Raw genomic sequence first — 12,334 nt, 5'->3', positions numbered from 1 at the left:
CCCCCCTAGACTTGAACACCCAGCAGGTGGCTCACGCTCGAAAGGCGCCCCCGTGTCCATCGGCAACTCTCCCGAAGACGACCGGCCTCCGATCGAAGACGACGGGCCTTCGATCGGCCGCGCACTTCAGCAGGCCCGTATCGCCGCCGGACTGACGGTCGACGAGGTCAGTTCCACCACGCGGGTGCGCATCCCCATCGTGCACGCGATCGAGCAGGACGACTTCTCCCGGTGCGGCGGTGATGTGTACGCGCGCGGCCACATCCGCACGTTGGCCCAGGCCGTCCACCTCGACCCCACTCCGCTGGTCGCGCGGTACGACGCCGCTCACGGCGGCCGTCCCGCGCCCACCCCCGCGGCCCCCCTGTTCGAGGCGGAGCGGATCCGGCCCGAGCCGCGCCGGCCCAACTGGACCGCCGCCATGGTCGCCGCGATCGTCGTGGTCGTCGGCTTCGTCGGATTCACGATGTTCAGCGGCGGCGACAAGGGCAAGGGCGGCACCTCCGTCGCCGAGGGCCCCGCACAGCAGAAGCCGCCGTCGGCCAGCGCACTCCCGCCCAAGCCTCCCGCCCCCAAGCCGACCCCGACCCCCTCCGACAGCGCCATCGCCGCGGTCCCGGCCGACAAGGTCACCGTCAAGGTCACCGCGACCAACGACAAGAGCTGGATCTCGGCCAAGGACCACAACGGCAAGATGCTCTTCGACGGCCTGCTCCAGAAGGGCGAGGCCCAGACGTTCCAGGACGGCCAGCAGGTCGACCTGGTCCTCGGCAACGCCGGGGCGATCGAGCTCTACGTCAACGGCAAGAAGATCGACAGCAAGTTCGAGGACGGCCAGGTCGAGCGCCTGAGCTACACCAAGGGCGACCCTCAGGCCGGCTGACGGCCGGGCCCACGACCCTCGCGGCGGGGGCGTGGGCCAGGACAAAGTAGTCTTGAGTCCATGCCCGAACGCCGCACCGTCGCCCTTGTCACTCTTGGCTGCGCCCGTAACGAGGTGGACTCGGAGGAGCTCGCAGGCCGCTTGGCAGCGGACGGCTGGGAGCTCGTCGAGGACGCATCGGACGCGGACGTCGCCGTCGTCAACACCTGCGGATTCGTCGAAGCCGCCAAGAAGGACTCCGTCGACGCCCTCCTCGAAGCCAACGATCTCAAGGATCACGGCAAGACCCAGGCCGTGGTCGCGGTCGGCTGCATGGCCGAGCGGTACGGCAAGGACCTCGCCGAGGCGCTGCCCGAGGCCGACGGAGTGCTCGGATTCGACGACTACGCCGACATCTCCGACCGCCTCCAGACCATCCTCAACGGCGGCATCCACGCCTCGCACACCCCGCGCGACCGGCGCAAGCTGCTGCCGATCAGCCCGGCCGAGCGGCAGGCGGCCCCCGACGTGGCGCTGCCCGGGCACGCGCAGGACACCGCCCCCGAGGACCTTCCCGACGGTCTCGCGCCCGCCTCCGGACCGCGCGCCCCGCTGCGCCGCCGGCTCGACACCAGCCCGGTCGCCTCCGTGAAGCTGGCCTCCGGCTGCGACCGGCGCTGCTCGTTCTGCGCCATCCCGTCCTTCCGCGGCTCGTTCATCTCCCGCCGCCCCAGCGACGTGCTCGGCGAGACCCGCTGGCTGGCCGAGCAGGGCGTCAAGGAGGTCATGCTGGTCTCCGAGAACAACACCTCGTACGGCAAGGACCTCGGCGACATCCGGCTGCTCGAGACGCTGCTCCCGGAGCTCGCCGCGGTCGACGGCATCGAGCGGGTGCGGGTCAGCTACCTGCAGCCCGCCGAGATGCGGCCGGGCCTCATCGACGTCCTGACGTCGACCGAGAACGTCGTGCCGTATTTCGACCTCTCCTTCCAGCACTCGGCGCCCGGCGTGCTGCGCGCGATGCGGCGCTTCGGTGACACCGAGCGGTTCCTCGAACTGCTCGACACGATCCGCGCCAAGGCGCCGGCTGCCGGTGTGCGGTCCAACTTCATCGTCGGCTTCCCCGGCGAGACCGAGGAGGACTTCAAGGAGCTGGAACGCTTCCTCACGGCCGCCCGCCTCGACGCCATCGGCGTCTTCGGCTACTCCGACGAGGAGGGCACCGAAGCGGTCGGTTACGAGGGCAAGCTGGACGCCGACACCATCGCCGAGCGGCTCGCGCACCTGTCAAGGCTCGCCGAGGAGCTCACCGCGCAGCGCGCCGAGGAGCGTATCGGCGACACCGTGCGCGTTCTGGTCGAGACCGTCGACGAGGAGGACGGCGCCGTCGGCCGCGCCGAGCACCAGGCGCCCGAGACCGACGGCCAGGTGATCTTCACGGAGAGCGCCGGTCTTGCGCCCGGCCGTATCGTCGAGGCCAAGGTGGTCGGTACCGAAGGTGTCGACCTGGTGGTCGAGCTGCTTGACGGGGTTGAGGAGGCGGGCAGATGACCGGAGTCCCGGCATCGGCGGCGGGCGGTACCGGCCGGGCGCCGGCGCCCGGCGGCAAGCTGGGTGCTGCGGCCGTCAACCAGGCCAGCCTCTGGAACATCGCCAACATCCTCACGATGATCCGGCTCGTGCTCGTGCCGGGCTTCGTCATGCTGCTGCTCGCGGACGGCGGGTACGACCCGGCGATGCGGGCGTGGGCCTGGGCGGCCTTCGCTGTCGCCATGATCACCGACATCTTCGACGGGCACCTGGCGCGCACGTACAACCTGGTCACCGACTTCGGGAAGATCGCCGACCCGATCGCCGACAAGGCGATCATGGGTGCCGCGCTGATCTGCCTCTCGCTGCTCGGTGATCTGCCGTGGTGGGTCACCGGAGTCATCCTGTTCCGGGAACTCGGGATCACGCTCATGCGTTTCTGGGTCATCAGGCACGGAGTGATTCCGGCCAGCCGCGGTGGAAAGCTCAAGACCCTCGCCCAGGGCACCGCGACCGGAATGTACGTCCTGGCGCTGACGGGTCCGCTGGCCACCCTGCGCTTCTGGGTGATGGCCGTCGCGGTGGTGCTCACGGTCGTCACGGGGCTCGACTATGTGCGTCAGGCGATTGTGCTGAGGCGCAAGGGACTTGCCGCCCAGCGCGTCGCCGGGGGATCCGCGTTGTGAGCGAAGCGGCCCGGGTTCTGCGTCTGCTCACGGAGCGTGACCAGACGCTTGCGGTGGCGGAGTCGCTGACGGGCGGCCTGGTGGCCGCCGAGCTGACGTCGGTGCCCGGTGCCTCGCACGTTTTCCGCGGTTCGGTAACGGCGTACGCGACCGAGCTGAAGCGGGACGTCCTGGGTGTGGACGGGACCCTTCTGGCCGAGCGCGGGGCGGTCGATCCCGACGTCGCGCTGCAGATGGCGGCAGGGGTGCGCGAGGTGCTCGGGTCGAGCTGGGGGATCGCGACCACGGGCGTCGCGGGACCCGAACCGCAGGACGGTCAACCGGTCGGGACGGTATACGTTTCGGCCGTTGGTCCGGCGGGAGCCAAGAAAACCGTCGCATTGCGGTTGAACGGCGACCGGGCGGAAATTCGTATGGAGAGTGTACGCAGCGTGCTCGAACTGCTCTCCAGTGAACTCCGCAAGGATGGGCGGGCACAGGATACGGAACAGAACGGGGGGATTTGATGTTTGCAGCCCTGAGTGAACACGACATCGCTCCCCGCACGGCCGCGGCGCGAGGCGGTACGGTGGGGCGTGAAGGATGCGGCTACGCGGTCCGAGGAGGGAGCCACCGATGATTCTGCTCCGTCGCCTGCTGGGTGACGTGCTGCGTCGGCAGCGCCAGCGCCAGGGCCGTACTCTGCGCGAAGTCTCCTCGTCCGCCCGAGTCTCACTCGGCTATCTCTCCGAGGTGGAGCGGGGGCAGAAGGAGGCTTCCTCCGAGCTGCTTTCCGCGATCTGCGACGCGCTTGACGTACGGATGTCCGAGCTCATGCGGGAAGTGAGCGACGAGCTGGCACTCGCCGAGCTCGCTGCCTCTGCGGCAGCGAGTGACCCGGTGCCGGTGCGTGCGCCGGTACGTCCGATGCTCAATTCGATCTCCGTGACGTCGGTGACTGGTGTGCCGACGGAGCGGGTGACGATCAAGGCGCCCGCGGAAGCGGTGGACGTCGTCGCGGCCTGATTGTCAGGCTCGCGCCCAGGCTTGTACTGAGCCCCGGTTGGTCATTAGGTGACCGGCCGGGGCTCAGCCCTTTTCCGCCGCGACCGTTTTGGGGCTTCTGTGGCAGGGTGGTAGGAGATCGCGCAAACGTCCGCATGGTCCGTACGAGCGTTCCCTCGTGCTTGCGCGGACGTTCCGTCCGGAGTGGAGGAAACGCATGTCCTACATCAAGAGCCCGCTGTCCGACGCCGACCTCAAGGTGGTCGGCGACGCGCTGCAGGGTGCGCTGGTGGATCTCGTGGACCTCTCGCTGGTGTCCAAGCAGGTGCACTGGAACGTCGTCGGGCCGCGGTTCCGGTCCGTGCACCTCCAGCTCGACGAGGTCGTCGACACCGCACGGCTGCACTCGGACACAGTGGCCGAGCGGGCCTCCGCCATCGGCGTCAGCCCGGACGGGCGCTCCGCCACGGTGGCGAAGTCGAGCGCGATCGACACCGTTCCGGACGGCTGGATCAAGGACACCGAGGCCGTGAAGGTCCTGGTCGCAGCGCTCGGCATCGTGATCGGCCGGATGCGCGAACGCATCGAGGCGACCGCCGACCCGGACCCGATCAGCCAGGACATCCTCATCGGGCTCACGGCCGACCTCGAGAAGCACGCGTGGATGTTCCAGGCGGAGACCGTCTGAACCGCCGTACGCGACCATGCGCCGCCGCGCACGGATACACCATGAACGGACCGGGTCGTACGCGGTGAACCGCGGGGGGCCCGGAGCGCGCCCGGCCTGCGCCCGTGCGCCCTCCCGAGGGGATTTCCGACGGTCTAGCGTCGGCCCGAGGAGGCGGCCCATGGCGGTGGCGGTGCGTTGGGTGCCCGCGCTGGTCGTTGGGGCGCTGTGGTGGTGGTCCGTGCTGCGCATGGTGCTGGTGCCCGGTCAGACGGGGTTCGTCGAGGGCGCGATGGTCGCCGGCGGCTGGGGGCTGAGCCTGCTGCCGGTCCATGTGGCATCCGGGCCGGGTGCGCGGTCCGGCTCTACCAGGGCATCGAGACGCCGCCGTTCGGACGGAGGATCTGGCCCGTCGTGAACGCCGAGGCGTCCGAGGCGAGATGCAGTACGGCGTGCGCGACGTCCTCGGGTTCGCCGAGCCGGGCGAGCGGGGAGAGCCGCAGCATCATCGACTCGATCTGCTCCTGCTGCTCGGCGGCGTGCTGGTCGGTCATGGGGGTGCGGACCCAGCCGGGGGCGATGGCGTTCACACGGATCCCGTGCGGGCCCAGCTCGGCGGCGAGCGTCCTGGTGAGCTGGACGACCGCGACCTTCGAGACGCTGTAGCAGAACAGGCCGGGCCGCGAGGAGTCCACGGCGCCCGAGGCCATGGTGACGATGGAGCCCCGGATGCCGTGCGCGATCATCGTGCGGGCGGCCTCCTGGCAGGCGTGGAGAACGCCCCGGAAGTTGACGGAGAGCACCCGGTCGAGGTCGGCGTCCTCGGTGTCCAGGACCGAGCTGGTGTGCATGATGCCCGCGATCGCCGCCACGATGTGGACCGGTCCGGCGGCCTCCAGAGCTGCCTTGACCTGCGCGCGGTCCGTCACGTCCAGCGGGTGGACATGAGCGGTGCCGCCCGCCTTGGTGATCAGCGCCCGGGTCTCGGCCAGGCCCACCTCGTCGCGGTCCGCGCAGTGCACCACGGCACCGGCCTCCGCGAGCATCACGGCACTGGCGCGGCCGATGCCGCTCGCCGCGCCGGTGACGAAGGCCGTGCGCTCGCTGAGGTCGTACGCCGTGAGGGGCATGCCGGGACGGTACGACTGGATCTGACGGGTCGTCAATAAGTTTGGGAGGTGTTTGGTGATGCGTCAAATGGCGGGCGCGGGCTGGCACTTGGGGCACCAGTAGGTGGGGCGCTCACGGCCCGAGGGGTCGCACTGGGTGGCGGTACGGATGGGTGTCCGGCAGCGCGGGCACGGCCGGCCGGCCCGGCCGTAGACGTATGCCTGGCGGACCGGGCGGTCCTTGTTGGCTTCCAGGAGTTGCTTCGCGACGGCCACGAGGCGCTCGGGGGAGGGGAGTTCGCCGATCGGCAGCCAGGGGACGGCCCGGATCGCGAAGCAGATCTCCGACTTGTACACGTTGCCCACCCCGGCGAGGTTGCGCTGGTCGAGCAGGGCGTCGCCGATGGTGCGAGCCGGGTCCTGGAGGAGGTTGCGCAGGGCTGAATCGGCGTCCCAGCCGGGGCCGAGGAGATCGGGGCCCAGGTGGCCGACCGCCTTGGACTCGTCCTGGGTGCGGAGCAGTTCGAGCACGGGCAGCCGGTAGCCGACGGCCGTGTGCCCGGCGTTCCCGAGGATCGCCCGGATCTGGTGGGCGGGCCCGCCGCCCCAGCGCTCGCCGGACCCGTAGACCCGCCAGGACCCGTCCATCCGGAGGTGGGAGTGCAGGGTGAGCCCACCCTCGATCCGGGTCAGCAGATGCTTGCCGCGCGGGGTCACATCGAGGACGGACCGCCCGGTGAGATCCGCCGTGGCGAACCGCGGCACCCGCAGATCGGACCGGGTCAGGACCTGCCCGGCCAGCGCCGCGTGCAGCCGCCGCGCGGCCTGGTAGACGGTGTCACCTTCGGGCATGAGTCCATTCTGCCGGGGGTGGGGACGGTTGGCCTCGCCCGGGCGGCGCGGGCATGACGGCTGCCCTGCCTTCGCCCGGAGGTGCCGCGTCAGGGTCTCAGGCGCAGCCCCCTCGGGGTCGGCACGAAGCCGGCTGCCTCCAGGGGGCGGGCCAGCGGGGACGTCAGGGCGGGGTCGCCGTTGGCCCGCTCCACGGTGATCGTGCCGAGCCGGCCCGCCCGCGCCGCACCCGCCAGGGCCCCGGAGGCCGCGGTCAGCGCCGGATCGTCCGGCTCGGTCGCCCAGGCGAGCAGGGACTTGCCGCCGCGCTCCAGATACAGCACGAGCTCGCCGTCGACCAGGACGACCATGGAGCCCGCTTTGCGGCCCGGCTTGTGGCCGGCTCCGCCCGGCGCCTCGGGCCACGGCAGCGCCGCACCGTACGCATTCGCCGGGTCGGCGGCCGCCAGGACGACCGCCTGCGGGGCGGTGTGCGCGTCGGCGCCCCGGTCCCGGGCGGTGGCGGCCGCCCGCAGCCGGTCCACCGCGCCGTCCATCGCGAACTGGGCCGCGCCGAGCCCCTCGACCACATAGCCGCGCCGGGCCTGCCCGCTGTCCTCGAACGCCGCCAGGATCCGGTACGTCGCCGAGAAGCCGCCCTCGACGCCCTCGGCCTGCACCGCCCCCCGGGTGACCACGCCGTGCCGGTCCAGGAGGGTGCGGGCCAGGGCGTGGGCGCGGTGGGTCGAGTCGGGCTCGCGGGGCGGGAGCAGGGACCAGCGGCCCGAGACGGTCGGCGGCCCGGTGCGCGAGGCCGGGCGGGCCGCGGCGGTCAGGGTGCCGTAGCGGCCGCGCGGGACGGGCCGCTTGGCGCGGTGGGCGGTGGAACCCGCGGTGCGCCCGGAGCCGAGCAGGGAACGCAGCGGCGCCAGGGTGTCGTTGGTGAGCCGCCCGGACCAGGTCAAGTCCCATACCGCGTCGGCGAGTTGGGGGTCGGTCGCCTCCGGGTGGGTGGTGGCGCGGACCTGGTCGGCGAGCTGGCGGAAGAACAGGCCGTAGCCGGGGGCCAGCGCGGTGAGCACCGACTCGTGGAGCGCGGTCAGTTCGAGCGGGTGCGGGGGCGGCAGGAGCAGCGGGGCCGCGTCGGCCACGTACAGGGAGATCCAGCCGTCCTTGCCGGGCAGTGCGCCCGCCCCGGCCCAGACGACCTCGCCGGTCGTGGTGAGCTCGTCGAGGAGGCCCGTGCTGTAGTCGGCGACCCGGGACGGCAGGATCAGCTTCTCCAGGGCGGACGCCGGGACGGCGGCGCCCTGCAACTGCTCCACGGCGCGCGCCAGTCCGTCGATGCCGCGCAGGCCGTTGCTGCCCAGATGCTGCCACTGGGGGAGGAAGGCGGCGAGTGCGGCGGGCGGCACCGGCTCCAACTCCTGGCGCAGGGCGGCCAGGGAGCGGCGGCGCAGCCTGCGCAGGATCGTCGCGTCGCACCACTCCTGGCCGATGCCCGCCGGATGGAACTCGCCCTGGACGACCCGGCCCGAGGCCACGAGGCGTTGCAGCGCGCCGTCCGTGACCGCGGCACCGAGGCCGAACCGGGCCGCTGCGGTGGCCGAGGTGAACGGGCCGTGCGTGCGCGCGTACCGGGACAGCAGGTCGCCGAGGGGGTCCTTCACCGGCTCGGTGAAGGCTTCGGGAACGCCGACCGGCAGCGCTGTACCGAGCGCGTCCCGCAGCCGTCCCGCGTCCTCGATCGCCGCCCAGTGGTCGGTGCCGGCGATACGGACCCGGATGGCGCGGCGTGCGCCGCCCAGCTCCCGGGCCCAGCCGGGCGCGGCGCCCCGGGCCGCCAACTCGGCGTCGGTGAGCGGCCCGAGGACCCGCAACAGGTCGGCGACGCCCTCGGCATCCTTGATGCGGCGGTCCTCGGTGAGCCACTGGAGCTCCTGCTCCAGCTCGGTCAGGACCTCGGCGTCGAGCAGCTCACGCAGCTCCGCCTGGCCGAGGAGCTCGGCGAGCAGGCGCGAGTCGAGGGAGAGCGCGGCCGCCCGCCGCTCGGCGAGCGGGGAGTCGCCCTCGTACAGGAACTGCGCGACATAGCCGAACAGGAGGGAGCGGGCGAACGGGGACGGCTCCGGTGTGGTGACCTCGACCAGACGCACCCTGCGGGCTTCGAGATCTCCCATCAGCTCGGTCAGGCCGGGGACGTCGAAGACGTCCTGGAGGCATTCGCGGACAGCTTCGAGGACGATCGGGAACGATCCGAACTCGCTTGCCACCTGCAGCAGTTGAGCAGCCCTCTGGCGCTGCTGCCACAGCGGGGTGCGCTTGCCGGGGTTGCGCCGGGGCAGCAGCAGGGCGCGGGCGGCGCACTCGCGGAAGCGGGAGGCGAACAGCGCGGAACTGCCGACCTGGTCGGTGACGATCTGCTCGATCTCGCCCTTGTCGAACACCGTGTCCGCGGCCCCCACGGGGGCCCGTTCGCTGTCGTACGTCGAGTCGAGGTGCCCCGGGTCCTGGTCGAGGAGGTCGAGGCCCATCAGGTCGGCGTCGGGCAGCCGCAGCACGATGCCGTCATCGGCATGCATGACCTGGGCGTCCATACCGTACCGCTCGGCCAGGCGAGCGCCGAGCGCGAGTGCCCAGGGGGCGTGCACCTGGGCGCCGAAGGGGGAGTGGATGACCACGCGCCAGTCGCCGAGCTCGTCCCGGAAACGCTCGACCAGGATCGTCCGGTCGTCCGGGATGTGGCCGCAGGCGCGGCGCTGCTCGTCGAGATAGCCGATCACACTGTCCGCGGCCCAGGCGTCGAGACCCGCGCTCAGCAGGCGCAGCCGGGCGTCGTCGGGCGTGAGCGAGCCGACCTCGCGCAGGAACGCGCCGAGCGCGCGGCCCAGTTCGAGCGGACGGCCCAGCTGGTCGCCCTTCCAGAACGGCAGCCGGCCGGGCACCCCGGGCGCGGGCGAGACCAGGACCCGGTCGCGCGTGATGTCCTCGATCCGCCAGGAGGTGGTGCCCAGGGTGAACACATCGCCCACCCGTGACTCGTACACCATCTCCTCGTCGAGCTCGCCGACCCGGCCGCCGCCCTTCTTGGGGTCGGCCCCGGCCAGGAAGACGCCGAACAGGCCGCGGTCGGGGATGGTGCCACCCGAAGTGACCGCGAGCCGTTGGGCGCCGGGGCGGCCGGTGACCGTGCCCGCCACCCGGTCCCACACCACGCGCGGCCGCAGCTCCGCGAAGGCGTCGGACGGATAGCGGCCCGCCAGCATGTCCAGGACCGCCGTGAACGCCGACTCGGGAAGCGCGGCGAAGGGCGCGGCCCGGCGCACCAGCGCCATCAGGTCGTCCACCTGCCAGGTGTCGAGCGCGGTCATCGCGACCAGCTGCTGGGCCAGCACGTCCAGCGGGTTGGAGGGAATGCGCAGCGACTCGATCGCCCCTGCGCGCATCCGCTCGGTGACCACCGCCGACTGGACCAGATCGCCGCGGTACTTGGGGAAGACCACCCCCGTGGAGACCGCGCCCACCTGGTGGCCCGCCCGGCCCACGCGCTGCAGCCCGGAGGCCACCGACGGCGGCGACTCGACCTGGACCACCAGGTCCACCGCGCCCATGTCGATGCCCAGTTCAAGACTGGACGTGGCCACCACCGCCGGAAGGCGGCCCGCCTTCAGGTCCTCCTCCACGAGCGCCCGCTGCTCCTTGGAGACCGAGCCGTGGTGCGCCTTGGCGAGCAGTGCGGGGGCGCCCGCGGCGGCGCCCGAACCGCCCATCAGATCCGCCGGGGAGTGCGCCTCGGGAAGCGGTGCGCCCATGGCGCGCTCGTAGGCGATCTCGTTGAGCCGGTTGCACAACCGCTCCGCCAGGCGGCGGGAGTTGGCGAACACGATGGTCGAGCGGTGCGCCTGCACCAGATCGACGATGCGCTCCTCGACATGGGGCCAGATGGACGGCTTCTCGGCACCCTCCTGGGCATCGGCCGCCGGGGAGCCGGCCAGCTCGCCCAGGTCCTCCACCGGCACGACCACCGACAGGTCGAACTCCTTGGCGGAGGGCGGCTGAACGATCTCGACCTTGCGCTGCGGGGACAGATAGCGCGCCACCTCGTCCACCGGGCGCACCGTCGCCGACAGGCCGATCCGGCGGGCCGGCTTCGGGAGCAGCTCGTCCAACCGCTCCAGGGACAGCGCCAGATGGGCACCCCGTTTGGTGCCCGCGACCGCGTGCACCTCGTCCAGGATCACCGTCTCGATGCCTGCGAGCGCCTCGCGCGCGGCGGACGTGAGCATCAGGAACAGCGACTCGGGCGTGGTGATCAGGATGTCCGGCGGCCGGGTGGTCAGGGCCCGGCGCTCGGCGGGCGGGGTGTCCCCGGACCGGATGCCGACCCGCACCTCCGGCTCCGGCAGCCCGAGCCGCACCGACTCCTGGCGGATCCCGGTCAGCGGCGAGCGCAGATTGCGCTCCACGTCGACCGCGAGGGCCTTGAGGGGAGACACGTACAGCACCCGGCAGCGCTTCTTCGGCTCGGCGGGAGCGGGCGTGGCCGCCAGCCGGTCGAGCGCGGCGAGGAACGCGGCAAGGGTCTTGCCGGACCCGGTCGGGGCGACGACCAGGACGTCCGAACCCTCCGCGATCGCCCGCCAGGCGCCCTCCTGCGCCGCGGTGGGCGCGGTGAAGGCCCCTGTGAACCAGCCGCGCGTCGCGGGGGAGAAGGAGTCCAGCGCTGTCCTTGCCATGGTCCCCATCGTGCACCCACCCACTGACAACGGCCCGGACCTGCGAGAATGAAGATGTGGACGGGGTCGAGGAATGGGCGCGGCACTGGCAGTACTCCGAGCTGCCCGGCCTCGATCTGCTCCGGGCCCGCTATGTGAGCCACTCCTTTCCGCGCCATGCACATGAGGGGTTCGTCTTCGGAGCGGTACGCAGCGGCATCGAGAACGTGATCATGCCCGGCGGGACGATCCCGGCCCACCCCGGCACCGTCGTCATGATCAACCCGGAGGTGCCGCACGCCGCCCACGCCGGAGTCCCCGAGGGCTGGACGTACGCCACGCTCTACCCCTCGGCCCAGCTGGTCGCCGATATCGCGGCGGAAACCACCACGCTGCGCGGCACCGCCGGATTCGCCGAGACCATCGTCGAGGACCCGGACACCGCACTGCTCATCCAGGACGTGCACCGGGCGGCGGAGCAGGCCAACGCGCTCGCCGCCGACAGCGTGTTCCGTATCGCCGTCGCCCGGCTGCTGCGCCGGCACGGCCACGCCCTGCCCGAGCGGACGGCCCGCTCGGCGGGAGCGCGCGCCGCAGCCGCGGCCAAGTTCCTCCTGGTGGAGCGGCTCGCCGCCCCGCCGTCTCTGGAACAGCTGGCCAAGGAGCTCGACACCAGCCCGTTCGCGCTGCTGCGCGCCTTCAAGGCGGAATACGGCCTGCCGCCGCACTCCTGGCTGACGGGCGAGCGCGTACGCCGGGCCGCCCGCCTCCTGGACGGCGGAACCCCGCCCGCCGAGGCCGCCGTTGCCGTCGGCTTCACCGACCAGCCGCACCTCAACCGCCACTTCACCCGGATCGTCGGCGTCACGCCGGGCGCATATCGCCGCGAGCGCGCCAGGACGTAGGCGCGGGCGTACGTCAAGGCAGGCGTGAGCGTATGTGAAGGCAGA

The 12,334-nt window shown here is 72.1% G+C and carries 10 protein-coding genes; 7 read left to right on the top strand and 3 right to left on the bottom strand.

The window, feature by feature from the left end; genetic code table 11:
* The first annotated feature begins 52 nt into the window (after positions 1-52).
* From ACSHXC_RS10520 to ACSHXC_RS10495, 6 genes are all read left to right on the top strand, one after another.
* Entirely contained in the window at positions 53-883 is an 831-nt protein-coding gene (locus ACSHXC_RS10520; RefSeq protein ID WP_438291327.1) for a helix-turn-helix domain-containing protein, read from the top strand.
* A 60-nt stretch (positions 884-943) separates the two neighbouring features.
* Positions 944-2,413, top strand: coding sequence for a 30S ribosomal protein S12 methylthiotransferase RimO (rimO, locus tag ACSHXC_RS10515; RefSeq protein ID WP_438291326.1), 1,470 nt, complete (start codon positions 944-946; stop codon positions 2,411-2,413).
* Positions 2,410-3,078: a CDP-diacylglycerol--glycerol-3-phosphate 3-phosphatidyltransferase gene (gene pgsA, locus ACSHXC_RS10510; RefSeq protein ID WP_438291325.1), complete on the top strand. Its 669-nt coding sequence runs from the start codon at positions 2,410-2,412 to the stop codon at positions 3,076-3,078. The genes rimO and pgsA overlap by 4 nt, the downstream gene beginning before the upstream one ends.
* Positions 3,075-3,584 carry a CinA family protein gene (locus ACSHXC_RS10505; protein ID WP_438291324.1) on the top strand — a complete coding sequence of 170 codons (510 nt, stop codon included), beginning with the start codon at positions 3,075-3,077 and terminating at the stop codon, positions 3,582-3,584. Before pgsA ends, ACSHXC_RS10505 begins: the two co-directional genes overlap by 4 nt.
* A 109-nt stretch (positions 3,585-3,693) precedes the next feature.
* On the top strand, positions 3,694-4,083 hold the full coding sequence (locus ACSHXC_RS10500; RefSeq protein ID WP_053726410.1) for a helix-turn-helix domain-containing protein: 390 nt from the start codon (positions 3,694-3,696) through the stop codon (positions 4,081-4,083).
* A 196-nt stretch (positions 4,084-4,279) separates the two neighbouring features.
* Complete coding sequence (locus ACSHXC_RS10495) at positions 4,280-4,750, top strand: Dps family protein (protein ID WP_399492564.1); 471 nt, start codon at positions 4,280-4,282, stop codon at positions 4,748-4,750.
* A gap of 344 nt (positions 4,751-5,094) precedes the next feature.
* Here ACSHXC_RS10495 and ACSHXC_RS10490 read toward each other — a convergent pair whose 3' ends face one another.
* The 3 genes from ACSHXC_RS10490 to ACSHXC_RS10480 all read right to left on the bottom strand — a co-directional run bounded on the left by ACSHXC_RS10490 (position 5,095) and on the right by ACSHXC_RS10480 (position 11,405).
* Complete coding sequence (locus ACSHXC_RS10490; protein WP_438291323.1) at positions 5,095-5,859, bottom strand: SDR family NAD(P)-dependent oxidoreductase; 765 nt, start codon at positions 5,857-5,859, stop codon at positions 5,095-5,097.
* 63 nt (positions 5,860-5,922) lie between these two features.
* A complete protein-coding gene (locus ACSHXC_RS10485) occupies positions 5,923-6,690 on the bottom strand; it encodes an Fpg/Nei family DNA glycosylase (protein ID WP_438291322.1) in 768 nt (255 codons plus the stop codon).
* Between the two features lie 89 nt (positions 6,691-6,779).
* Positions 6,780-11,405, bottom strand: coding sequence for an ATP-dependent helicase (locus ACSHXC_RS10480; protein WP_438291321.1), 4,626 nt, complete (start codon positions 11,403-11,405; stop codon positions 6,780-6,782).
* 56 nt (positions 11,406-11,461) lie between these two features.
* Here ACSHXC_RS10480 and ACSHXC_RS10475 point away from each other — a divergent pair, with 56 nt between their 5' ends.
* Entirely contained in the window at positions 11,462-12,289 is an 828-nt protein-coding gene (locus tag ACSHXC_RS10475; protein ID WP_438291320.1) for an AraC family transcriptional regulator, read from the top strand.
* Positions 12,290-12,334 lie beyond the last annotated feature (45 nt).

This window comes from Streptomyces sp. HUAS TT7 (assembly GCF_051550175.1).
Classification (GTDB): domain Bacteria; phylum Actinomycetota; class Actinomycetes; order Streptomycetales; family Streptomycetaceae; genus Streptomyces.
Note: the sequence above shows the minus strand (reverse complement) of the source record. Positions and strands in the feature narration are given on the sequence as shown.

What these genes read in the sequence shown, in the direction of transcription:
- rimO (WP_438291326.1), top strand. Translation starts at nt 944, where the DNA reads ATGCCCGAACGCCGCACCGTCGCCCTTGTCACTCTTGGCTGCGCCCGT.
- pgsA (WP_438291325.1), top strand. Translation starts at nt 2,410, where the DNA reads ATGACCGGAGTCCCGGCATCGGCGGCGGGCGGTACCGGCCGGGCGCCG.
- ACSHXC_RS10500 (WP_053726410.1), top strand. Translation starts at nt 3,694, where the DNA reads ATGATTCTGCTCCGTCGCCTGCTGGGTGACGTGCTGCGTCGGCAGCGC.
- ACSHXC_RS10495 (WP_399492564.1), top strand. Translation starts at nt 4,280, where the DNA reads ATGTCCTACATCAAGAGCCCGCTGTCCGACGCCGACCTCAAGGTGGTC.
- ACSHXC_RS10490 (WP_438291323.1), bottom strand. Translation starts at nt 5,859, where the DNA reads ATGCCCCTCACGGCGTACGACCTCAGCGAGCGCACGGCCTTCGTCACC.
- ACSHXC_RS10485 (WP_438291322.1), bottom strand. Translation starts at nt 6,690, where the DNA reads ATGCCCGAAGGTGACACCGTCTACCAGGCCGCGCGGCGGCTGCACGCG.
- ACSHXC_RS10480 (WP_438291321.1), bottom strand. Translation starts at nt 11,405, where the DNA reads ATGGCAAGGACAGCGCTGGACTCCTTCTCCCCCGCGACGCGCGGCTGG.